The 24,670-nt window shown below is 49.3% G+C and carries 15 protein-coding genes and 5 pseudogenes; 12 read left to right on the top strand and 8 right to left on the bottom strand.

Features of this window, described 5'->3' with window-relative positions; all coding sequences use genetic code 11:
* Positions 1-532 precede the first annotated feature (532 nt).
* The 9 genes from DZ54_RS0113345 to DZ54_RS25560 all read left to right on the top strand — a co-directional run bounded on the left by DZ54_RS0113345 (position 533) and on the right by DZ54_RS25560 (position 11,459).
* The gene (locus DZ54_RS0113345) at positions 533-1,327 is read left to right on the top strand and encodes an arylamine N-acetyltransferase family protein (RefSeq protein WP_025674605.1); all 795 of its coding nucleotides are present in this window, start codon (positions 533-535) and stop codon (positions 1,325-1,327) included.
* The gene (locus DZ54_RS0113340) at positions 1,324-1,749 is read left to right on the top strand and encodes an N-acetyltransferase (protein WP_025674603.1); all 426 of its coding nucleotides are present in this window, start codon (positions 1,324-1,326) and stop codon (positions 1,747-1,749) included. The genes DZ54_RS0113345 and DZ54_RS0113340 overlap by 4 nt, the downstream gene beginning before the upstream one ends.
* 410 nt (positions 1,750-2,159) lie before the next feature.
* On the top strand, positions 2,160-2,819 hold the full coding sequence (locus tag DZ54_RS0113330) for an NADPH-dependent FMN reductase (protein ID WP_025674602.1): 660 nt from the start codon (positions 2,160-2,162) through the stop codon (positions 2,817-2,819).
* A gap of 75 nt (positions 2,820-2,894) precedes the next feature.
* Positions 2,895-3,098 carry a GNAT family N-acetyltransferase gene (locus DZ54_RS27540; protein WP_025674600.1) on the top strand — a complete coding sequence of 68 codons (204 nt, stop codon included), beginning with the start codon at positions 2,895-2,897 and terminating at the stop codon, positions 3,096-3,098.
* A gap of 343 nt (positions 3,099-3,441) precedes the next feature.
* Entirely contained in the window at positions 3,442-3,756 is a 315-nt protein-coding gene (locus DZ54_RS21750) for a response regulator (RefSeq protein ID WP_240474010.1), read from the top strand.
* Positions 3,749-5,398: a diguanylate cyclase gene (locus DZ54_RS0113315; RefSeq protein ID WP_025674598.1), complete on the top strand. Its 1,650-nt coding sequence runs from the start codon at positions 3,749-3,751 to the stop codon at positions 5,396-5,398. Before DZ54_RS21750 ends, DZ54_RS0113315 begins: the two co-directional genes overlap by 8 nt.
* A 24-nt stretch (positions 5,399-5,422) precedes the next feature.
* A complete protein-coding gene (locus DZ54_RS0113310) occupies positions 5,423-8,281 on the top strand; it encodes a PAS domain-containing protein (protein WP_025674597.1) in 2,859 nt (952 codons plus the stop codon).
* Positions 8,278-10,788 carry a HAMP domain-containing sensor histidine kinase gene (locus tag DZ54_RS21745; protein ID WP_205619405.1) on the top strand — a complete coding sequence of 837 codons (2,511 nt, stop codon included), beginning with the start codon at positions 8,278-8,280 and terminating at the stop codon, positions 10,786-10,788. The genes DZ54_RS0113310 and DZ54_RS21745 overlap by 4 nt, the downstream gene beginning before the upstream one ends.
* Before the next feature lie 5 nt (positions 10,789-10,793).
* Positions 10,794-11,459 carry a response regulator gene (locus tag DZ54_RS25560; protein WP_205619404.1) on the top strand — a complete coding sequence of 222 codons (666 nt, stop codon included), beginning with the start codon at positions 10,794-10,796 and terminating at the stop codon, positions 11,457-11,459.
* A 161-nt stretch (positions 11,460-11,620) separates the two neighbouring features.
* Here DZ54_RS25560 and DZ54_RS0113300 read toward each other — a convergent pair whose 3' ends face one another.
* Positions 11,621-11,887 carry a GrxA family glutaredoxin gene (locus tag DZ54_RS0113300; protein WP_025674596.1) on the bottom strand — a complete coding sequence of 89 codons (267 nt, stop codon included), beginning with the start codon at positions 11,885-11,887 and terminating at the stop codon, positions 11,621-11,623.
* Between the two features lie 248 nt (positions 11,888-12,135).
* Between DZ54_RS0113300 and nfsA the strand changes: the two genes are divergently transcribed.
* Entirely contained in the window at positions 12,136-12,858 is a 723-nt protein-coding gene (gene nfsA, locus DZ54_RS0113295) for an oxygen-insensitive NADPH nitroreductase (RefSeq protein WP_025674594.1), read from the top strand.
* Positions 12,859-13,113: 255 nt separating this feature from the next.
* Positions 13,114-13,716, top strand: coding sequence for an acetate uptake transporter (locus DZ54_RS0113290; RefSeq protein WP_025674592.1), 603 nt, complete (start codon positions 13,114-13,116; stop codon positions 13,714-13,716).
* Between the two features lie 134 nt (positions 13,717-13,850).
* On the opposite strand, the pseudogene DZ54_RS21740 reads toward DZ54_RS0113290, so the two are convergent.
* The 5 genes and pseudogenes from DZ54_RS21740 to DZ54_RS26850 all read right to left on the bottom strand — a co-directional run bounded on the left by DZ54_RS21740 (position 13,851) and on the right by DZ54_RS26850 (position 19,165).
* Positions 13,851-15,234, bottom strand: a pseudogene (locus tag DZ54_RS21740) (L-serine ammonia-lyase).
* Between the two features lie 225 nt (positions 15,235-15,459).
* Positions 15,460-16,727 (bottom strand): annotated as a pseudogene (locus DZ54_RS21735) (serine/threonine transporter).
* A 203-nt stretch (positions 16,728-16,930) separates the two neighbouring features.
* Positions 16,931-17,752, bottom strand: coding sequence for an NUDIX hydrolase (locus DZ54_RS21730; RefSeq protein WP_025674591.1), 822 nt, complete (start codon positions 17,750-17,752; stop codon positions 16,931-16,933).
* Between the two features lie 9 nt (positions 17,753-17,761).
* A pseudogene (gene pabB / locus DZ54_RS26855) lies at positions 17,762-18,591 on the bottom strand (aminodeoxychorismate synthase component I).
* Between the two features lie 145 nt (positions 18,592-18,736).
* The gene (locus DZ54_RS26850) at positions 18,737-19,165 is read right to left on the bottom strand and encodes a hypothetical protein (RefSeq protein WP_276202049.1); all 429 of its coding nucleotides are present in this window, start codon (positions 19,163-19,165) and stop codon (positions 18,737-18,739) included.
* A gap of 257 nt (positions 19,166-19,422) precedes the next feature.
* Here DZ54_RS26850 and DZ54_RS21720 point away from each other — a divergent pair.
* Positions 19,423-20,943: pseudogene (locus DZ54_RS21720) on the top strand (fumarate hydratase).
* Between the two features lie 112 nt (positions 20,944-21,055).
* Here DZ54_RS21720 and DZ54_RS0113260 read toward each other — a convergent pair.
* A complete protein-coding gene (locus DZ54_RS0113260; RefSeq protein ID WP_240474009.1) occupies positions 21,056-22,690 on the bottom strand; it encodes an ABC transporter ATP-binding protein in 1,635 nt (544 codons plus the stop codon).
* A 563-nt stretch (positions 22,691-23,253) separates the two neighbouring features.
* Positions 23,254-24,608 (bottom strand): annotated as a pseudogene (locus tag DZ54_RS21715) (dihydroorotase).
* Between the last annotated feature and the right edge of the window lie 62 nt (positions 24,609-24,670).

The following is a 24,670-nucleotide window of genomic DNA, read 5'->3' as shown; positions in this document are numbered from 1 at the left end:
GCTCGCCATCGATCGGCTGGTGCATCATGCGATCATTCTTCACTGTGAAGGATGAAAGCTACCGACGCAAAATGGCAATGAGAGAAGGTAGTTAGAAATCAGTATCAACCGGCCAGGATAATTGACGGAAAACCGGCCAAGATAATTGACGGAAAACCGGCCAAGATAATTGACGCTCTATAGCCTGGACTGATTACCATGATGATGGCTATTGAAGTTACTGTAACTAAGGCACTCAAATATTCCATAGTAGCTATCCGATTAATTATTTTTTGAAAGTAATGATGAGCTATCTGTTATCTGGTTATTCGTGAGGTTTTTCATCTTTGAAGTAATTTCTAGTTCCAATTCCATTTTGTTCTCCCTATTAAACTAGATGCGTACATTTCCACATCTACAACATTTTGTAAACAAAAATGAAACTTTAATACTTAAAAATAACAGGCGTTTAGCGAGGATTCTGGCTTTGCTCCGCTTTACCTCAACCTAACTTGAGGGGTTAATCTGGTGCCATTCACACAAGGAGTCGACGATGATATCAGCACCCATGATTGAACAGTATTTACATCACCTTGCGTTGAGTGAGGCGAAGGGCGTGGCACTGGCCACTGAACTTATTAAAAAGCACTTGGCGCGGTATGCGTTTTCTAGCCTTAATGCCATGGCGGGGCAGCCGCTTTCTTTGCAGACCGATGCCTTGTTTGAGCGGTTGGTGGTGAACCAACAAGGCGGTTATTGCTTTGAGCACAATAAAATCGCCTACCTCGCTTTGGAACATTTGGGGTTTGAGGTACGCAGTGTGCTGGCGCGGGTGATGCTCAATGGTAAACCCACTAATCCACGCACTCACCGCATGAATGTGCTTGAGCTCGATGGCGAGACGTATTTAGTCGATGTGGGTTTTGGCAATAAAACCCCGCGGGGCTTGCTCAATATAAACCAGAGTTCCTGCAACATCGGGCAGGATAACTATCAAATCACGCGCAATGGTGATGTGGTGACGGTGGTATTACACGAGTCCAACCAACCGCCATTGACGCTGTACGAGGTTGAGCTTTACGACGTGGTAGAAGCCGACTTTGAAGTGGCGCATTTCTATTCTCATCAACACCCCGATGCCATTTTCGTCAATAACCTTGTGGTGTCGTTGATCACTGCTTCACACCGCTATTTGATTCGCAATCAGCAGTTTTTGGTGTGGGACGCGGCAGGGCAACTGATCACTGATAAAAGCATCGATAGCGTCGATGAATTAACCCAGTTGGTTCACGAGGTATTTTTATTGCAACCGCCCAAAACGGTGTTGGAAAAGGTTTTTTATGAATAAAAAAGTACAACCCAAATGACGTAGATTCTGTGCTTGAAATCTGGCTTGAAGCGTCTGTTAAAGCACATGATTTCGTCTCGGCTGACTTCTGGGAATCTCAAGTTGAGAACATGCGTGAGATCTACATCCCAGCGTCAGAAGTGTACGTTTATGAAACTGAGTCAAAAGTCGTTGGATTTTATGCGCTGTATGAAAATAATTTGGCTGCCATCTTTGTGTCTCCTGCCTTTCAGGGCCAAGGTATTGGTAAGCACTTATTGAGTCATGCGAAGTCTCAAAGATCAGTGTTAAACTTGTCGGTATACAAGGAGAATCAGGCGAGTTATCGGTTTTACTTATCTCAAGGTTTTAGCGTGATAAGTGAACAGCAAGATGTGCATACGGGGCATCCTGAGTACACAATGAGTACGGGCATAACCTAACGTATGATAACAACGAAAAGATTAATACTTCGGCAATGGGATGACGCCGATAGACAACCCTTTGTGCAGATGGTCCGGGCGTTATTTCCCGGAGGAAGCAATCAATCCAGAGGGAATTTTTGTTTCTTCATCAACACGAAATTGAATTCTAGTGTCCATGACGTATTCCTTTGTTGGTGTGAGTACAAATGTTAGCACTCGCCTTTGAGATGGGCAACGAACAGACGAGTGTGTCGTCAATCATTAATTTTTGGCGAGGTTTTCATCCCATTACGCCGTCTCTGAGCATCGAATTTAAGATCACCACCATTTTATGAATACAGGTAATAATGGTGACTTTTTTCGGCTTTCCGGCGGCGAAATCTCAGTTGATTTCGGGCGCAGTCAACGGCCCACTTGATGGAGTTTTTATGAAATTGTTGGTTTTCCTGGGGACGGTGCGCGACAGTACGCCGCCTAAACCCGCTCGGCTTGGGGCGCGTGTAACGGACGCATTGCTGGAATGTCTGCACACGCGCTATCAAGCGCATGACATAGAGCTGATTGATGCGAAGGCTTACCCGCTTGAGCCTGTTTTTAAACCGCATTTTGCCTATCCGAAAAGTCAGGCGCCTTCAGCGCTCAGCGCGTTAGCTGAAAAAATAAAGGGTGCTGATGGGTATGTGATGATCAGTCCTGAATATAACCACACTATGAGCCCGGCGCTGGCTAACTTGTTAAACCATTTTGGTAGCTCTTTGTTTTCTTACAAACCAAGCGCCATCGTGACCTACTCTGCCGGCCAATGGGGCGGCATGCGCGCCGCTGTGGGCATGCGCACTTTTCTTTCAGAGCTCGGTTGTTTGCCGGTTTCTTCGATGATCCATGTTCCCAAGGCTCAAGAGGTCTTTACGGCGGACGGATCTATGCAGGAGGAGGAAGATAAAGACGCCTGGTTTGATTATTTTTCGCGAACACTGAACCAATTAATCTGGTGGGCCGAAGCGGCACAGGCGCATCGTGCACAAGTCGATCCGCATAAGCTGGTAAAAGATTTCAAACGCGATCCTGCTGAACGAAATGCACCTTAAGGCAACAAAGATAATAGGCTGAACAGTCACTCGATCAGCCGCGTTATTGCACGTAAGAAAGGCTTCACCTAACGTATGATAACAACGAAAAGATTGATACTTCGGCAATGGGATGACGCCGATCGACAACCCTTTGCGCAGATGAGCCGGGATAGCCGTGTTATGGCGCACTTCCCAGCGTGTCTGAGCCAGGAAGAAAGCGACAAAGTGGCAACAAAAATCCAGTCGTTAATCGCCGAGCGTGGTTGGGGATTCGGGGCCGYSGAGATCCCCGGCTAATTGAGCACCCCGATCTCGACCCTTCTGATCCGCTTAGCGAACATGTTTTATACAAAATCAGCAAAGCGCAGTGGGAAGTATTAAACTGCTAAATCGAATCATTTTTTCTCACGACACTTTAAGGAACACCACAATAGATTGGCAACATGTACTACGCTCAAAGAAAAAATCTACTAAAATTCAAAAACAAAACCTTAGTTAGTTGATAGAACTGAGCGGCTCGTCGTATTTGTTGTACACCGTTGGGCGAATGAGCAAGGAATGTATATGGCTGTTTTAAGTAAAGTTTTATATGTAGAGGACGATCCCGATATCCGTGAAATTGCTACTTTAGCACTTGAGGATGGTGGGGGGGCTCACCCTTCAAACCTGTGAATCGGGAGAGCGGGCCTTGCAGGAAGTGGAAGGGTTTAAGCCGCAGATCATACTGCTCGACGTTATGATGCCGAATATGGATGGCCCAGAAACACTCACCGCCATGCGGGAACGAGGGCTCGTTGATGACTCGATACTGATTATGTTTATGACCGCGAAAGTTCATCCGGAAGAATTGGAGCGCTATAAAGCCTTAGGGGTTAGTAATGTTATTTCTAAACCTTTCGATCCTATGACATTAGCTGATGACATTAGCGCGTTTTGGGATGAGTTCAATGGATGATAACAAAAAGACCAATGACACCGATAAGCGTCTGGAAAGGCTAAAGGAAGCGTACGCCAAACGGCTGACTTCCGAGTTTAAACGGCTTCATGACATCAATGATAAGTTGTTATCAGGCAATGATGACCAGGAAACGTTAAAAGCGTTGCATGCTGGGTTGCACACCATAGCCGGTGCGGCGGGGACATTTGGCTTTCCCAGTCTCGGCGAAGCGGCCCGTCAGTTTGAGCAACAGGTTGCCAAGCGCTTATCTCAAGCAGAACAGCCTACCAGTCTACCAACAGATTGGATGGAAGTGCTTGAGTCTGCGCACCACAAAGATAGCGAGTCAGCGACGCAAAGCACCACAACAATCCAGCAACCGGTCATGGAAGGGGCGCCCGTTATCGGGTTGGTCGAGCGCGATAATATCTTAGCTAAGTACGCCCAGTCCCAGTTTGCTCGTTTTGGTTTTCAGGTGTATTGGATAAAGGATGCGAGCCAACTAAAACAACTGACTAAACACGCACCTGACTTACTGCTTATTGACCATCATGCTATTCAGATCAACGCGTCTGATACTGACTTAGCGGCTTTGTGGCAGACCAAACTGCAGCACTTCCAATGTCCTGTCTTTTTTATTGGTGCTGAGGAAAGTTATAAAGCCAGACTGCAAACATTGCGCGCGGGAGGCGCGGGCTATTATCCCAAGCCGTTGGACATGGCCAAACTTGCCTCAAAGTTTGCATATATGCTCGGTAGCAAAGACGCGGAACCTGGTCGGGTTATGATGATTGATCAAGACCCAGCCCTCGTTTCTCAATGCCAATCTGTCTTGGAAGATGCAGACATGAAAGTCGCCATACTGGATAAGCCAGAACGACTTTTTGAGTGTATCAGCGAGTTTAATCCTGAAATCATCCTTGTCAGTGTCTGGTTACCGCAGGTGACGGGCGCTGAATTAGTGGCCTTGCTCGCGCAGACAGAGCATTGGTCACATTTGCCGATTATTTTCCTCTCTCGCGACCCTAACGCAGATTTGCGTCGCCAATCATTGTTGCTAGACGGTGATGCTATTCTTGAGGTGCCGGTGGATACGGATCTTTTGGTGCGACTGTGTCAAAGTAGAATACAACGGCTTCGGGCGTTCAACCGGACGCAACATCAAGACGGTCTTACCGGTTTATTGAAACACGCCAGCATCAAAGACGCATTACAAAAACAATGGCAGCTCACGCAGCGTCGGTCGCAAGTATTCAGCGTGGTCATGTTGGATATTGATCACTTTAAAGACGTGAACGACACTTATGGTCATGCGATTGGCGATCAGGTGATCGCGGCCATCGGTACGCTTTTACGTCAGCATTTTAGGAATACCGACAAGCTTGGCCGATACGGTGGAGAAGAGTTTGCGCTGGTATTGCCAGATTGTGAAGCACGTCAAGCCGAGCATTTGGTCAATCAGTTACGAGAAGATTTCGGAGCCATTACGTTCAAGGCGAGTGACGCCACGTTTTCTTGTACGCTTTCCGCCGGTATTGCCGATAATCAGCGCTTGCGATCCGAAACGGGTGAGTCCTTATTGGTGCAGGCTGATAAAGCCTTGTATCGCGCCAAGCATGACGGACGGAATTGTGTTGTACAAGCAGTGAACACCCCTTAATCGTGAATTATCCGGAGCCTTTGCATGCGAACGCCAGCTGTCCCTGATAACGAAATCCAGCGTCAACAGGCATTAGACGAAACAGAGCTGCTTAATAGTGGTGCCGACCCACGCTTTGATCGCATAACTCACTTGTGCCTTGACTTGTTTTCTGTGCCTATCGCGCTGGTGTCACTGGTCGATAGGGAACGGCAATACTTTAAATCTCGCCAGGGATTAGATGCCTCGGAAACCCCAAGGGATATTTCTTTTTGTGGGCATGCCATTCTCGATAGTGAGCCGCTGATTGTTGAAAACGCGTTAGAAGATACCCGTTTTTGTGACAATCCATTGGTTTGTGGTGCACCGGATATTCGATTTTATGCTGGTATACCGATCCATAACAGCGAGGGTTATCGGCTGGGCACGCTATGCCTGATTGATAACCAACCAAGGCCGTTTAGTGAAGAGAACGTAGCTCAACTAAAGAACCTCGCTAGCATGGTGGAGGATCTGATTTGGACCGATACCTATCAGCGACGTGAGTCAACAGCACTGCAACAACAATTGCAAACTAGCCACGATGAAATGACGTCGTTGATTAACAATATACCCGGCATAACGTTTCGTTGTTTGCCGGATAAAAACTGGACCATGCTCTACATCAGTAACCAAGTCGATACTATTAGTGGTTATGCCGCCGACGATCTAATTAACAGTAACCGTGTTTGTTATGCGGATCTTATTCACCCTGATGATGTTTCATTGGTTGATGAGGCCGTTGCCAACGCCATGGCCAACAATGAGGAATGGCATATTGAGTACCGTGTTCGGCATCGTACGCTGGGTTTTCGCTGGGTGGAAGAGCGAGGCAAGTGCATTAAAACAGACCCTAGGCATCCACAGGTACTTGAAGGGTTTATTATCGATATTACTCGAGAGCGCGATGCCTTGACGCAGCTGGAGCGCCATCATCAGGCGTTGATGGTGCTCACTGACATTGCCTTTTCCAGTCATAGTAGCTTGGATGAGAGAATTAATCATGCTCTGGAAGAAGCCAAGCATTATTTGCGGGCCGAACTGGCTATCGTCAGTGAAATAAAAGATGACGTGTATACGGTTAACTGGATAGCTGGGCCGCCAGACACCGCGATTGTTGCGGGGCAGCAGTTTGCATTAAAAGACACCTGGTGTCAGTTCCTGATGTCAGATAGCCCCAGTACCACCACTCAGGAACAGTTTATTGCCGATACCGAACGTCCGGAGTTCCAGCAACATCCGTGCTATCAAGCCGCACCGTTAGGCAGTTATGCTGGCGTTGTTATCGATGTCTATGACCGTCCTTGGGGCACGCTGAACGTATCGTCTTCTCGTGCGCGTTCTGATGATTATAACGATGGCGAAAAACTGTTTCTACGCCTTCTCGGCAACTGGTTATCCGATGTGTTGACCCAGAATCTGAGCCAGCAGCGGCTGACCAAGTTAGCGGCATTACTGCCGGGAACGCTGTATCAATTCCGTCTTTTTCCCGATGGTCGTATGGTGTTTCCTTATAGTTCCCCTCAAATAGAATCTTTGTACGGCATCACACCAGAACAGGCAGCAGAAGACGCCATACCCGCCTTTGAACGTATCCATCCTGGTGATATTGAGGCCATTCGCCAATCCATTGAGCATTCAGCCAACACGTTAGAATATTGGCAAGCGACCTACCAAAGCGATTGCCCTGGTAAAGGGTACCGTTGGATTTCTGGTGAGGCGAGGCCAGAAAAAATGATTGATGGCAGTATATTGTGGCACGGTTACTTACAGGATGTTCACGAACAACATCAGGCGCGCTTGGCCTTGGAGCAGAGCGAGGCAAGACTTCGTAGTCTGTTTGACTTTTCCCCCATCGGCATCGCCCTGAACGATTTTGCAACTGGGCAGTTTCTTGACCTAAACGATGCCTTGATAGCCCCCACCGGTTACACCCGCGAGGAGTTCGTTTCTCTTAGTTATTGGGATGTCACTCCCATAGAATATAAGCCAGAGGAGCAAAAAGCGCTGGCGAGTATGCAGAGCACAGGACGCTATGGTCCGTTTGAAAAAGAGTACATCCGTAAAGATGGCAGTCGTTATCCGGTCCGTCTGCAAGGCATGCTGAGTACGGAGTTGGATGGAAGAAAGGTGATCTGGTCGCTTGTCGAAGACATTACTGAGCGTAAAAAACTCGACAAAATGAAAGATGAATTTATTGCCACTGTCAGTCATGAACTGCGCACGCCATTAACGTCGATCAAAGGCGCGTTAGGGTTATTGAATGGCGGTGCAACGGGGGAATTACCGCCAAAGGCTAACAAGTTGCTCCATACTGCTGAGCGTAACGCAACACGTTTAACCTTGCTGATAAACGACTTGTTAGATATGGAAAAACTCGTGGCGGGAAAAATGCCAATTAACAAACAAAAACAAGATCTCGGCTCGCTGTTAGATGACGCGATAGAGTCTGTTAAGTCTTATCAGCATCAAAACCAGGTACAAATACACACCCCAAATGACTGGCCGACTGTGACGGTCAATATTGATGGACCAAGATTGATTCAAGCATTGACCAATCTTTTATCCAATGCGATCAAATTCTCCCCTGAAGAAGAGCAGGTGGACGTATCGGTCACTGAGTATGGAACGAAAGTTGAAGTTAGCATCCGAGATTATGGGCCGGGTGTCGCCAAGGAATTTCAAAACCGGCTTTTTCAGCGCTTTAGCCAAGCGGACAGCAGCGATAATCGCAAGGTTGCGGGGACGGGGCTAGGGCTTGCCATTACGCAGGAAATCTGCCAACAGATGGATGGCGATGTGGGTTATCGCGATGCTGAGGGCGGTGGGGCGTTATTTTTTATTCAGTTGCAGGTTGAACAATGAATGTAGTTGCTAAGCAGGCAATGGCAACGCTGTTACTGGCTGTTGTTGCCTTCGCCGGTAACATGATCAGCTTGCCGCTATTCTTTGGTGTGCATTTTATCTTTGGCTCGGTGGCTGTCATGCTGGCCGTAAATTTGCTCGGGTTAAGGTCAGCAGTGTGTGTGGCGTTGGTGGGCGGTGCCTACACTTGGGTACTTTGGGGCCACCCCTACGCGATGCTGACACTGACATTGGAAGCGTTTGCGGTCAGTTTATTATATCGCCGTGGCGTAAAAAACTTAGTACTTGCGGATCTTGCTTTTTGGTTAGTGATGGGCCCGGTGGCGCTGATACCACTCTACACAATGGTCATCGGCATGGATGGCAGCTCCTCCAGTATGATTGCCCTGAAGCAAGCCCTGAACGGTGTGTTTAACGCGCTCATTGCAGGGTTAATGGTAAAACTGCTGGTTTGGCGTTTTCAGAGTGGCGCCATAAATTGGTTGCCGCCAAAGATACGGCTCCAAGAGTTGCTTTTTGATGCGCTATTGTGCCTGACCCTTACCGCGGGCATGATACCGATTATTATTAACAACCAAAATAATATAATAAACAACGAGCAAAGGCTCGCTGACGAACTTAAGTTAGTTGTCGAAGAGGCCGTAGAGCGACTCAACCAGCAATCCGATCGTTCGCTTGATAGTCAAAAAGGAGCATTACTGCCGTCACTGTCTCAAAGTGCGTCTGGTGTGGCGATATTAAACCTTAACGGGACACCGACAGTGCAGGTAGGTGATTTACACTCTGTTTTACCAGGCGATATTCGGTCGCGGGCCAGTGCCGATAACCTGTCTATTTGGTTGCCGAAATCCGGGGATAATTTGGTTAACCGCTGGAAAGCGGGTTTTTATCAATATCTATTACCAATAGCAGACTGGCCTAACGTGTCTGCACTGCTCGTAGAGCGACCTGCGGCACCGCTGATAGAAAACATCGAAGGTGAGCGTAATCAAAGCTTTATTATGCTTTCAGGCATTGCGTTTGTCAGTATACTGGCCACCTTTTTGTTGAGCCGCATCCTGATTCAGCCTTTAACTAGATTGGATAAAGCAAGCCGTTACCTACCGGAAAAAATACGTTATCAAGTCAGTGTCGCGCTGCCTCAAAGCCGAGTGGCGGAATATGCTGTTATGTCCTCATCACTGCAAGATATGAGCTATGCGCTTAGCTATAATTTCCTTGAATTGGAAAATGCACGGGCAAACCTGAAGCAGGAGGTGCAGGATCGTACCCGTGAATTGGCAAGCACCTCCGATCTACTCAGTAATATATTGGCCGCCTCGACTGAGGTTGCGATTATCGCCACGGATATGCGAGGAGTGATTACCTTATTCAATACAGGCGCCGAGCGGCTGCTTGGTTACCATCCTGCTGAGGTCGTTGATGAACACAGCCCTGCCTTTTTCCATGTGCCTGACGAGGTGAAAGAAAGATCTCAGGCGCTATCCGATCAGTTTAATCGGACGATAACCGGGTTTGAGACCTTTGTGACGATTCCGATGTTAGAGGGCGCAGAAACACGTGAGTGGCACTATGTGAATAAACAAGGCCAGCCTATTCCTGTTACGTTGACGGTGACGGCGATATACGACGACAACCAAGTGATTACCGGTTTCCTCGGTATTGCCCAAGATATCACCGAACGAAAACGCCATGAGCAAATGAAGAATGAGTTTATTTCTACGGTCAGCCATGAATTACGTACGCCGCTCACCTCGGTGTCTGGCGCACTAAGTTTAGTATTAGGTGGACGCTTGGGTGATATCCCTGATAAAGCCCAAAAAATACTCAACACTGCGCACCGCAATAGCGAGCGGTTAGCGTTGTTGATCAACGATTTACTCGATATCGAAAAAATAGCAGCTGGTCAGTTATATTTTGATATGCAAGTTCAACCTATTGATCCCATCCTTGAGCAATGCTTAGACGAGAATAAAGCATACGGTGCAGAGCGGCACGTCGACATCGTCTTGAACAGTAAAACGGCTGATGCCGAGGTTCGAGTAGACAAACAAAGGCTGAAGCAAATATTGGCTAACCTGCTATCCAATGCGATCAAGTTTTCGCCTGATGGGGCAACGGTTACTGTTGAGACTAAGCTGGAAAAGGATCAAATTATTGTCAGTGTCATTGATCAAGGGTGTGGCATTTCTGAGGATTTCCACCCCAAAATTTTCCAGAAGTTTGCGCAAGCTGACAGCACGAATACCCGTCAAAAAGGCGGCACAGGGTTAGGGCTTGCGATTACTCGGGAATTAGTCGAGAAGATGAAGGGAACAATAGGCTTTAAATCGACCCAAGAGAAAGGATCGTGCTTTTACTTTCAGCTGCCGTTGCATGAAACGGTGAAGACGAAACCGATCGATCAGGATGAACCGACTGACTCGAACGTTGGTGACAAGCCAACTATTAATTCTTCATATAATATCCTGGTTGTAGAGGATGATCCGACGTGGCCAGCCTGTTGAGAATAATGCTAGAGGATGCCGGATACCGGGTCGATATCAGCCAAGATGGCAGGGCGGCGTTAAAAGCGTTACAAGCAGGGCATTATGATTTAATCAGTCTCGATTTAATGCTGCCCGATATCGGTGGGCTCGATATTATTCGCCGAATAAGGCTGCATGCTGACACGGCGGATATTCCCATCGTCGTGGTGTCGGCAAAGATGGAACAAGGGCGGTTAGAACTCAATGGTGACGTTGAAAACATTGAATGGTTGGTAAAACCCATCGATCACAAACAACTCATCAGCCTAGTAAAACAACAGTTGCTGAACGCTACACGTGCAAAAATTTTGCATGTTGAAGACGATATGGATTTACATCGAATCGTTCAGGCGATGGTCAGTGATTATATGACCCTCGATCATGCGCTCACACTGATCCAAGCTCAATCGTTATTAGCTCAATACAAGTATGATGCTGTCTTGCTGGATATTGGTTTACCCGACGGATCCGGTTGGCGTTTAATTCCAGTGATTCAAGAAACACAGCCAACGGCTGCGATTATCGTACTGACCGGTGAGGAAGTTAGCGCAGAACGATACGATACGGTTCACGGTGTGTTGATGAAAAGGCGACTGACCACTGACAGCCTAGTGGATATTATCGGCAAGCGTATTACGCGTCAGCGGTAACGCTTCTTCCGTTAGTCAAAGCGTTAGACGATAACGTTGACAGATAAATCAAAAGTAAAAGTCCACGGTATGTATACGCTAAAAAAAGCTAAAAACAAAAAAACCAGCCAATGTGCTGGTTTTTTATATCGGTTGCTCGGCAGATTAGTCTTGGACGCAAATTAGTCTTGGAAAAGGCCGAGGTTTTCTTTGGCGTAGGCTTCAAATTCGGTAAAGCCGCCAACATGCGTTTGGTCAACGAAAATCTGTGGTACCGTTTCAACCGGTTTGCCGACGGTTTTTTCCAAATCCGCTTTGCTGATGCCTTCCGCATGAATATCGACATAACGGTAGTTGAAGTCATCACGGTTGGTTTTAAGATCTTCCGCTAGGTCTTTGGCGCGAACACAAAAAGGACACCCTGGGCGACCAAAAATTACGACAAACATATTCATCTCCTTTAGCATTAATACCCTTACTATGCCTGATTGGCGATGGAGAAAAAAGACGATTCTCCCTTTTGCACTGATAGGCAAAACCGATTGCTTAGAACGGCTGCAGCGCAACGTGCGATCTACAAGGCTCTATGGCGGTAAAAGCGCAGTGTGTGGCTCTTGTGTTGATTGCGCGTCGGCTTATAAAGGTGTAAAAACAGCCCATCCCTCTTGTACGGCTCAACGTCTAATAAGGAAACAGAATGAACCCAACGATTGAGACACTGCTTTCTCACCGCTCTATTCGCAAATTTACCCAAGCCCCCATCTCGTCAGAGCAATTAACCCAGATTATTGATGCGGCGCGCTCGGCGTCGAGCTCTAGTTTTTTACAGTGCACCAGTATTATCCGCGTCACCGATAGCGACAAACGGCGCTTACTGGCTGAATACGCGGGCAACCAAGCCTATGTGGCTGATTGTGCCGAGTTCTTAGTGTGGTGTGCTGACTTTCATCGTCATGAGCAAATCAGTCCCAATGCCAAGTTGGGTTTTACCGAACAAACGTTAATTGGCGCGATTGACGGCGCTATCATGGCGCAAAATGCGATGGTCGCGGCTGAGTCGATGGGCTTTGGTGGCGTGTATATTGGTGGGTTACGTAATCAACCGAATAAAGTGGCCGAGTTGCTGGAGATGCCGAATCATGTGTTGCCATTATTTGGCATGTGCTTAGGTGTCCCTGCGCAAGATCCCGAAACCAAACCGAAACTACCGGCAAGTCTTATCGTTCACGAAAATAGCTATCAGGCGATCGATGAAGCGGTATTGAATGACTATGACAGCCAAGTACGCGAATACTATCAAACACGCACGGGTGGCAATAAAGACATGAGCTGGAGCGAGCAGGTGTCTGCCACATTAGAAAAAGAAGCGCGTCCGTTTATGAAAGACTTTCTGCATAGCAAAGGCTTTAGTACCCGCTAAGCGCTGCGATTGAACAGTTGAGCAAAAAATCAGCACCTCGCTGCTTTTTTATTATCAATAAACCGGGATTGCCCAATTTTGTTGGCTATTTTCTCCCCTCTTGTTTATGAAAACCACGCTAAGCGCTAAAAGTTATTTACATCTAGTCTGTAACCCGTAATATTGCCGCGTTTTTGCGCGTGATAATCACTTTTATCTGTGGTTTTGGGTGCTTATTTTGAATATTGACAGGTTTTTTTAATAAGTAGGGCTCTGATGGAAAACAAACTGGCAAATCCTGCCCCTTTAGGGCTGATGGGTTTTGGAATGACCACGGTATTATTGAACATTCATAATGCCGGATTTTTCCCGATTGATAGCATGATTTTGGCGATGGGGCTGTTTTATGGCGGCTTAGCGCAAGTGATTGTGGGTATCATGGAATTCAAAAAAGGCAATACATTTGGTACCACTGCGTTTACTTCCTATGGCTTGTTCTGGTTGACGCTTGTCGGCCTGATTGTGATGCCAAAAATGGGTCTGGCTAACGCAAGCCCTGCCGCCTTTATGGGTTGGTATTTGGTGCTGTGGGGTGTGTTCACTGGATTTATGTTTATTGGCTCATTGCGCTATTGCCGTGCCAAACAGTTTGTATTTGGTAGCCTGACTATCCTGTTTTTCTTGCTCGCTGCGCGCGACTTTACCGGCAGTACGCTCATTGGCACCATTGCCGGGTTTGAAGGGATTGTTTGTGGCTTAAGTGCGATGTACTTTGCGATGGCGCAGGTGCTTAACGAGGAATATGGCCGTACCGTGCTGCCAGTGGGTGAGCTAACGCGTGATGAGAAAAAGCCTGCGATGGCCACTCAAGCGGCCTAAATTAGACGCGTTGACAGCGTGAGGGCAGTGGATAAAAATGCTGTTTTGTTTGCGGTGTAAAGCAGATAACGAAAAGCCCGGCTACTTGATATAGCCGGGCTTTTTCATTTAGGTCTACCCGTTATGGTGCTTGATTAACACATCACAGTAACAGCTAGGCCGCCTTGTGATGTTTCACGGTATTTGGCGTTCATGTCTTTGCCGGTTTCCATCATCGTTTCAATCACTTTGTCTAACGAAACCCGTGGCTCAGACGAACGTTGCAATGCCATGCGTGAGGCATTGATCGCCTTCACCGCCGCAATCCCGTTGCGCTCAATACAAGGCACTTGGACTTGTCCAGCAACCGGATCGCAGGTGAGGCCCAAATTATGCTCCATCGCAATCTCTGCTGCCATACACACCTGGTGCGGATTACCGCCCATCAGCTCAGCCAAACCGGCCGCGGCCATTGAACACGCGACCCCGACTTCGCCTTGGCAACCCACTTCTGCCCCAGAAATAGACGCATTTTGCTTGTAAAGGCCACCAATCGCACCGGATGCAGCAAAATAGCGGGTGTAGGTTTGCTTATCGACCGGCTCAATAAATTTATCGTAGTAGGCGAGGACGGCAGGAATAATGCCACATGCCCCATTGGTTGGCGCGGTTACAACACGGCCCCCGGCGGCGTTTTCTTCGTTGACCGCAAAGGCAAACATATTGACCCAATCGACTACCGACATTGGGTCGATGTTGTATTTTTCGGTAGTTTTGAGTTGGTGGTGCAACGCCGCGGCGCGACGTGGGACACGCAATGGGCCGGGCAATACGGCTTTCCGTTTTCACGCCKGMCTCGGTACATACATGCTTGCATGGTTTTCCAAATATTGGCGAAATAGGTGTCGATGTCTTCTTGGGTATGCATGCTGCGCATGTTGGCCATCACCAAGCCACTGATCGAAAAACCGGTTTCTTGTGTCAGTGCGAGCAAGCCATCTGCGCTATTAAAGTCGTAAGGGACTTGCACCGCTTGCATGGCCGGTTGACCAAATTCGGCTTCTTCAACAATAAAGCCGCCACCAATCGAGTAGTAGGTTTTGCTCAGCACGCATTTATCGCCTTGCCAAGCGTGAATACGCATGCCGTTTTCATGCAAAGAGAGGTTGGTTTGGTGAAAGTTCATGCCGCCATCACGCGGGAAGGCGACGACGTGTTGCTGCTCGCCCAACGGCAATTGCTCGCCCAACGGCAATTGCTCGGTCTCTTCCACACGTTTAACAAAGCTAGGGATTGCGTCGATATTAACGGTTTCAGGGCTGTTGCCTGCTAAGCCCATAATGATGCGATGTCGGTGTGGTGGCCTTTGCCGGTTAAAGACAAAGAGCCATAAACGTCAACCGTCACGCGGTCGACGTCAGTCAGGCGTTGGTTAGCAACAAGCGCATCAACAAAACACTGGCCGGCTTTCATTGGGCCAACCGTATGTGAGCTGGACGGGCCAACGCCAATCTTGAAAATGTCAAAAACACTGATCATGTGTCTACCTCAGTCAATGCCCTAAGGGCAATGGATTTAGTGTTTACGCCATCCGTCCATGGTATTGACTGTGATGGCAATGCCGGTGGCTTGCCATAATGAAAGGAGCAGCGTTCACTGCTCCTGGTTACCCCGCAAACATCGATGAATACGGCTGGGATTGAGTCCCCAGTAACAGCAGTCCTATAACGCCTGCTGCGCGCGCTGCTTAACCGTGATGGTCAATTAAAAGAGCATGCCGTACATAATCGCTGAAATCGCGACCAAGCCCATGATAAGAACAAAGGCGTTGCTGATTGTACCTGAATACTTCTGCATTGCTGGCACGTTTTTCACGGCATACATTGGCATAATGAACAGGATGGTGGCAATGATCGGGCCGCCAAGTGATTCAATCATCCCCAAAATACTTGGGTTTAGGGTTGCCACCAACCAAATGGTGAGGATCATGAAGATCACGGTGAACACGTCAATTTTCTTACGGTTAATCGGTTTACCGGCACCGCGCAGCGTTTTCACTACCAGACCATTCAGGCCTTCACGCGCGCCCAGATAATGGCCGAAGAATGAAGACACGATCGCGACAAACGCAACCAAGGGGCCCAAGAAAGAGATAAATGGGCTCTCATGCTTGTTAGCAAGGTAAGACAGAACAGCAATGTTTTCTGCTTTTGCCGCTTCTAGATCCGCGGGCGTCAGCGAGAGTACGCAAGAGAATACAAACAGCATGACAAAGCCAACCAGCATCGCCGCGGCGCGCATGAGAATTTGGCAAGATTTTTGCTCTGCATTGTCACCATGATCGCGACGTTGTGCCAATGAGAAAGATGAAATCGCTGGGCTGTGGTTAAATGCAAATACCAGCACCGGAATCGAGATCCATAGGGTGATGGCAAAATCGCCGGCTGAAGGCACTTGAGAGAGGGCGGCGGTGTTCCACTCTGGGATCAGATAGAGCGACATAAATACCAAGATGGCAACCAGCGGATAAACCAAGAACTGGGTGACGCGCAACATCATTTTCTCGCCCAGTAGCATGATAGCCATCATCCCCAAAATCAGGGCCAGTGACAAAATCGCACGCGGTGGCGACGCCATACCAAGCTGGTTAACCAAGAATGAATCCACCGTGTTGGTGATGCCGACACCGTAAATCAGAACAATCGGGTAAATCGCGAAAAAGTACAGCAAGGTGATGATTTTACCCGCGCCAACGCCGAAGTGCTCTTCAACCACTTCAGTGATGTCGCTGCCTGCGGTTTTGGACGAGAGCACAAAACGTGACAAACCACGGTGAGCAAAAAAGGTCATCGGGCCAACTAATAAGGTCATTACAACCAGCGGCCAAAAACCACTCATCCCGGCATTAATCGGAAGAAAGAGGATACCGGCACCGACAGCGGTACCAAAAAGGGAAAGCGCCAGGTTGTATCTTGTTTGGTCCAGCGCGGGCGCGTGGTTGCGCGGGTACCAGTCGTCGAGGTTGTTTGCATAACAATACTACTCACATTGTAGGGAACAGGAATCAGGGAAGGCGAATTTTGGCGATTTCCACGCAGAAAACCAAGCGCTAGATCGCGATATGAAAAGGCGCGACCCGACTATTGCACCAAAATGTGACAACTATCAATAATAAAAGCGCTTTAGTGCGACTAAGTAGGCAGGTGTGTACGGTTTTGTGTTGGATAAATATGCATCAAATTGCGTTAAAATCCATAATCTTGGTAGGGTTTATGGTGCGATTAGCGGAGAAGTGAAATAGGGTGAGTTGGCTGATTAGCGCACGTAACAGCTGAGCAGTAGCTCCCCAAACAAGCCGATCGTGATGATAAAACGCACTCACAGGATGCCATTGCCCGTAGATTAAAAACGCTTGTTCTCGGATGTGGCCCGGGTAACACAGGGTATCTAAAGGCACTTCAAAGCACGCCGCCACTTCATTGGGATCCAGGCAAGGCTGATAATCGGGATCCACCCAGGCAAGCACCGGATGAATATAATAACCCGTCACTGTGGGCAGGGGACACAAGTGACCAATCACGGCGTCGCGTGAGACGTGAATTCCGGTTTCTTCCCACATTTCACGGGTGGCGGTGGCAATATTATCGTTATCGATAGACTCGCGTTTGCCACCCGGAAAGCTGACTTGTCCCGGGTGATGTTTAAGGTGATTGGCGCGTTGGGTTAACACCAAATGAATGCCTGATGGCCTAGGCACCAGCCCGATCAATACCGCGGCGGGTTGAAAATCTGCGCCACCGAGAATGCGCGGAGAAAGCCGTACGTGATTGAGAATGCGGCCGTCGTGGCGCGCTAAAGGAGTGATTGAAAATGCACGGATCACGTCGGTCGGTGATAGTCGCGTGGTCGCACCGCGATCAGCGAGCAAATACTCTCCCTCATAGCGCGGCCAAAATCCAGGGCGAGGTCCAAACCCCGATGCTGTCTGTGTTGCACTGCCCAGGGGGGAGGCATTTAGAGGTGAGAAATACGCATGGTCAGCCGCGAGTAACTGCATCCACTCTCCTTAATCCTGAATCGACACGCTTACTGTGTCATCGTCTGCCAGTACGGGTAAAATTCGGCTCACTTTATCGAGCGTCTCCTGGTATTCGGCGTCGGCTTGGCTGTCAGCCACTAATCCGCCGCCGGCCCAAACATGAAGCTGTCCTTGATGACCAACCAAAGTACGAATGGTAATGCTGGTATCCATACGTCCACAGCGGCTGATATAGGCAAAGCTGCCACAATAAATATGACGCCGATGGGGTTCGAGCTCTTCAATGATTTCCATCGCACGCACTTTCGGTGCCCCAGTTATTGACCCGCCAGGGAAAGCGGCGCGCAGTAAGTCGAGTGCTGTCTTGTCGTCGGGTAAGCGCGCTGTCACCGTACTCACCATATGGTGAACCGCCGGAAAACTTTCTATATCAAAGAGTTTAGGCACAGAGACGGAACCTGGCGAGGCAATACGGCCAATATCATTGCGTAACAAGTCTACAATCATCAAATTTTCAGCGCGATCTTTCTCGGCTGATTTCAGGGCTTGGGCATTTTGGGCGTCTTTTTTCGGGTCCGCGTCGCGTGGCCGGGTGCCTTTAATCGGTTTGGTTTCAATCTGTTTGTCGTGCACCGATAAGAACCGTTCTGGCGAGACCGACAAAATGGCGCTGTCTTGCAGGCGAATAAAGCCCGAAAACGGCGCGCGTTGTGGGTGGCGAGTTTGCGATATGCTTGCCACTCGTCACCCTGATAGGCGGCAGAAAAGCGTTGGGCTAGATTAATTTGATAGCAATCGCCAGACTGCAAATACGCTTGGACCGTGTCGAACTTTTCGCCATATTGTTGTGCGGTCATGTTGGCGTGCCAAGGCCCAGTCAGTGCGAAAGGAATCGGCGAGGCCGGCGCGTGTTGCTCGGTGAGCCACTGCCATCGTTGTTGGCTATCGGGTGCAATCACTGCCGCTTGATGCTGATGGTGATCGATCACCACCGCCCAGTCATCAGAGCCCGACCGCCATATCGGGCACTTCCAGCTCATCTTTCGCCAATGCCGGTAACACTTCAACGCATCGACCGAGATCATAGCCAAAGTAACCCAAGGCCCCACCAATAAATGGCCAAGGTGCAATCGGCTCAGCCGCGGGTAAGAGCTGTGCCTGAAGCTCGGCCACCCAGTGAAAAGGGTCTTGATCATGGGTGGTGGTTGTGCCATCTGCATAACAAGTTGTTACCTGATTGTGCCGCGCCGTAATGGTAGCAACCGGATCGGCGACCAAGATATCAAAACGGCTGTCTGGATGGGTTCGCGTGGCCGAGTGGAGCAGCATCGCCCAGGGCTGGTGGGCAATCTGATCAAACAGGGTCACCGCAAGATCTGGCGCGTAATCGATGGGCGTAATGGTCAATGTCATGGCGTTTTCTGGCTGCATTGTTCTTTTTGTGATCACGGTTGAAGCGCTGTGTGGCGCGCGAATAGCGCTAAGCGTATCATAGCTAGGCCTTTTCCGGCACGGGCCAACAAAAATAACCAAGCAACACTATTGCCATCATCAACTTCTATAATCCGATGAGGCAACCTGGCTGTATGCTATTCGAAAATATTGAGTGCCAATCGATAATAACGAGGGGAAAGCTCCCCAACACTGGATACCCGCTTTGGGTCCTGCAAATGACACCAGAGGCAATGATGACCACAATTAAACAGCAAGACGTGATCGAAAGTGTTGCAGATGCCCTGCAATATATCTCTTACTACCATCCCCTTGATTTTGTTCAAGCCCTTGAAAAAGCGTACCACAAGGAACAAAGCCAGGCGGCAAAAGACGCCATTGCGCAAATTCTGATTAACTCCCGCATGTCGGCGGAAGGTAAGCGCCCCATTTGCCAAGATACCGGCATTGTCACCTGCTTTGTCAAAGTGGGCATGGCGGTGCAGTGGGATCGGCATGATATGACGGTGCAAGAAATGGTGGACGAAGGGGTACGACGCGCCTACACCAACCCTGACAATCCGTTACGTGCCTCCGTGGTTGCCGATCCGCCGGTGAACGCCAAACCAACCCGCCGATAACAGCCCCGCGGTCGTGCACATTGATATGGTGCCGGGCGATGCGGTGGACATTCAAATTGCCGCCAAAGGCGGTGGCTCGGAAAATAAAACTAAGATGGTGATGCTGAACCCGTCTGACGATGTTGCTGAGTGGGTCGAGAAAACCCTGCCGACCATGGGCGCGGGTTGGTGTCCGCCAGGCATGTTAGGGATTGGGATTGGCGGTACGGCTGAGAAAGCGGCCGTACTGGCGAAAGAATCGCTGATGGAGCATATCGATATTCAAGCGCTGATTGAGCGTGGCCCAGACAATGCCGATGAAGCCCTGCGGTTAGATATTTTTGACCGAGTGAACAAGCTGGGGATCGGTGCTCAAGGCTTGGGCGGCCTGACCACGGTGGTGGATGTGAAAGTGAAAACCGCGCCCACCCATGCCGCTTCTAAGCCGGTATGCCTGATCCCAAACTGTGCCGCGACCCGTCATGTGCATTTTACTCTCGATGGCTCAGGCCCAGCCGAATTGGCCCCTCCTAAATTAGAGGAGTGGCCTCAAGTCACTTGGGAAGTGGGGGATAATGTCCGCCGTGTCAATCTCGATACGGTAACCAAAGAGGACGTGCAAAGCTGGAAAACCGGTGAAACTGTGTTGTTGTCAGGCAAAATCCTGACTGGGCGCGATGCCGCGCACAAACGCTTGCAAGAAATGTTGCGCAACGGTGAAGGCTTGCCCGAGGGCGTCGACTTTAATGGCCGCTTTATTTATTACGTTGGCCCTGTGGATGCGGTGGGTGATGAAGTGGTCGGTCCGGCCGGTCCAACCACCTCGACGCGCATGGACAAGTTTACCGATATGATGCTCGCCGAAACCGGACTCACCGGCATGATCGGTAAGGCTGAGCGCGGTCCTGCGGCGGTGGAATCGATTAAAACCATAAAGCGGTGTATTTGATGGCCGTTGGTGGTGCCGCTTACTTGGTATCAAAAGCGATCAAAAAAGCGCGCGTGGTTGCGTTTGAAGATCTCGGCATGGAGGCGATTTATGAATTTGACGTGGAAGACATGCCTGTGACGGTGGCGGTCGACGCACAAGGACAAAACGCGCACCAGATTGGCCCGGATACCTGGAAAGTGAAAATTGCGGAAATGGACAACGAGTAAGCGTGGAAGCTCGGTTTTGTTAACCCATAAAAAATGCGCCGATTGGCGCATTTTTTATGCCGACTTCACCAACCGAGAATCAGGGGAGTCGGCACATCAGACAGCAGCGTGTTTACGCCACTTCCTCTTTTTCGAGATCGAACGAAGCGGCAATCAGGTTACGTGTGTATTCGTGTTGCGGGTGATGGAAGATTTCTTCGGGCGTGCCCGCTTCCATGACTTTACCGTTTTGCATCACCATCACACGGTCTGACAGTGCACGTACCACACTCAAGTCATGACTGATAAACAGATAGCCAATGTTGTGGCGCTGTTGAATATCTTTCAACAAGTCAATCACGGTCAGTTGTACGGAACGGTCAAGCGCAGAGGTTGGCTCGTCGAGTAAGATAAACGCAGGATTCAAGATCAATGCGCGTGCAATCGCAATCCGCTGACGCTGACCGCCTGAGAACTCGTGCGGATAACGGTTAATCGCGGAGCTATCGAGACGCACTTCATACAGCGCATCTTTTACCCGATCGAGACGCTCTTTTTTGTCGAGCTCTGGGAAGTGAGTGCGCAAGCCCTCAGCAACGATCTCACCGACCGTCATGCGGGGTGACAGTGAGCCAAATGGGTCTTGGAACACCATCTGCATATCGCGGCATAGCGCTTTGTTCTCACTGTTTTTTATTTCGTGGATGTCGTGACCTCGAAAACAGACTCGACCTTCGGCAACGGGCAACAGGCGCATAATCGCACGGCCCAGGGTCGATTTACCCGAACCAGACTCACCCACGATGCCTAAGGTCTCGCCACGGCGTAGCGATAAACTAATGTCGCTCACGGCCTCAAAATAGCGCTTGTTGCCACCAAAGAAGTCAGCCCCAAGGAAATATTTGATGGTGACATTATCTACCGTCAGCAAGTTTTCTGAATCATCTTTTACCGCTGCTTTGCGACCACGCGGCACCGCGTCGATCAGCATTTTGGTGTAATCTTCTTGCGGGTTGTCGAACAAGGCTTTGGTGTCATTGGTTTCAACCGCTTCGCCTTTACACATCACCACCACGCGGTCGGCCAAGTGTTTCACCACGGCCAAGTCATGCGAGATAAACATGATTGCCATGCCCATCTTTTGTTGCAGCTCGCCAATCAGGTTCAATACCTCAGCTTGCACCGTCACATCCAAGGCCGTTGTTGGCTCATCAGCGATCAGCAAATCAGGCTCATTGACCAGCGCCATCGCAATCATGATGCGTTGCAATTGGCCGCCCGAAAATTCATGCGGGTATTTTTGCAAGGCGCTAGTAGGATTGGGAAGATGGACTAAATCGAGGAGATCGATAATCCGCTGCTTTGCCTTTTCTGACGTTGTGCGGTGGTGACACTGAATGGCTTCGGTCAGCTGCTCGCCAACGCGCATATACGGGTTCAGTGAGGTCATTGGCTCTTGGAAAATCATCGCCACACGATCACCGCGCATTTTCTGAATTTGCTTGGTCGACAAGGTCAAAACATTGGTATCGTTAAAGCTTACTTGCGAGTCAGGCTTGACCACAGCGTTATTGGGGAGTAGGCCCATCACGGCACTGCTGGAGACTGATTTGCCCGATCCTGATTCGCCAACGACAGCCACGGTTTCACCGGGCATGATGTCAAAGCTTACGTTTTTAACAGCATCGATCATGCCGTCGTTGGTGGTAAATGACACGCTCAAATTTTTGACACTGAGCAGTGGCTTAGAAGCAGATGAAGACATCATCACCTCACTGGTTGATTATTCGACGTCCCGAGCTTGCCGATGACCAGCATGCACTGCAATAACGCGCATGATATGGACGGCGGCGATGGCTCGATGATTTGGATTCCGTCTACTCGATTACTGAGCAAACGTGAGTCATTCATGTTGGGTCATCATTGCTCGCGATGGCTTTGCAATGCACGCCTGATGCGGATATCAGCCAGCTGGTGCCTTTGGAAGGCTTACGCCAGTGGAAGAGGTAGGATATGAGTGTCGCGATAACCGAAAGACGCTTAAGGTTACCTCTCCTTGCGAACACAGCTTTTCAACATCATCCGGTGTTGAAACCAAGCAGCGTGAATATCCATATATCAACAACACAATAAACGAATCGGATATAAAAGCAAATCGTTATTGTAAGCAAGGTTTGTGATGCGAGAGTTTGACCGTGCAGGCAAAATCACCCTTGTTGGCGTATTAAATAGTGGAATATCTGTCTTTTCTTGGGTAGGCAACGGAGACGAATAAACGCGCGGCGTATCTATCGGTGCCGCGCGCGTATCATCGAGTAAGCGTTATGTCGTTTAGCTGCGGTCGAATTCTAGTCGTGTCGAGTAGCGCGCTTCACTGTGCTGGCCGTGCTCAAAGGCGACGTCGCCATTGACGAGGGTCATCTCAATGCTCGATCCGAAGGTGTGGCCGTCAAAAGGTGACCACTGGCACTGATAAAAGAGATTGTCTTGGCTTACTGTCTGGGTTTGGTTCAGATCCACCAGCACTAAGTCGGCCCAGTACCCTTCACGAATGAAGCCGCGCTCTTGCACTTGATAGCGAACAGCAGGCGCATGAGCCACTTTTTGTACCACTAACGGCAAATCAAAAATCCCGCGATGATAAAATTCTAACGCCACTTGCAAGGCATGCTGCACCAAGGGCAGGCCGGCGGGCGCGTTAAAGTAAGTGTTTTGCTTTTCTTCGAAGGTGTGTGGTGCATGATCGGTGGCAATCACGTCAATCACACCGTCTTTCACCGCTTGAATGAGCGCTTGCTGATGGTGCGCTTCTTTGATGGCGGGATTACATTTGATCAGTGTGCCTTTGCTGTCGTAGTCGTCGCGATTAAAAAACAGGTGATGAACGCAGGCTTCGGCAGTGATTTGCTTTTGCTGCAAGGCCTCTAGGGTTTTAGCTGGCTCAAACTGGTACAGTTCGTCTTCGGTGGTCAGGTGCAATACATGTAAGCGCGTCCCGTGTTTTTGGCCAAATTCACCGCCAGCTGTGACGATTTTAAACACGCTTCTTTGGAACGAATATGGGCGTGTGCGTCAATCGGAACGTCGTCACCATATTTTTCCCGATAAATGCTTTCCAATTCATTAATCATTGGCGTGTCTTCACAATGGGTCGCGATCAGGGTTGGGCAGTCGGCAAAAATCGCGTCCAGCGTATCAGGATCGTTGACCAGCATGTTCCCGGTTGACGCACCCATAAATACCTTCACGCCACACGCAGCGTTGGGGTCAAGGCGACGGATCTCATCGATATTGTCGTTAGTGGCGCCAAGATAAAAGGCGTAATTGGCATGGCTGGATTGTGATGCGCGTTGATACTTTTCTTCCAGCGCGTCTAACGTCGTGGTCGGCGGGTTAACGTTGGGCATTTCCATGTAGGTGGTGATGCCGCCAGCCACCGCGGCTTTCGATTCAGTGGCAATGGTGCCTTTTTTTGGGAAGCCTGGCTCACGAAAGTGAACTTGGTCATCAATCATTCCGGGTAACAAGTGTTTACCGGTTGCATCAATCACGCGACAATTCGCGGCCGCAGGGGCACTGATGTCGCGAGCAATCTGGCTGATACGGCCATTTTCGATCAGTACATCGGTCTCAACAACGTGTCCTTCGTTGACGACAGAAGCGTTTTTGAAAAGCAGGGTGGTCATGGTGTGATCCTTACATGTCAATGCATCGACGCTATGGTAACGCAATCGATTACTTGATTCAG

The organism is Salinivibrio socompensis S35 (assembly GCF_000513715.1).
Lineage (GTDB): Bacteria > Pseudomonadota > Gammaproteobacteria > Enterobacterales > Vibrionaceae > Salinivibrio > Salinivibrio socompensis.
Note: the sequence above shows the minus strand (reverse complement) of the source record. Positions and strands in the feature narration are given on the sequence as shown.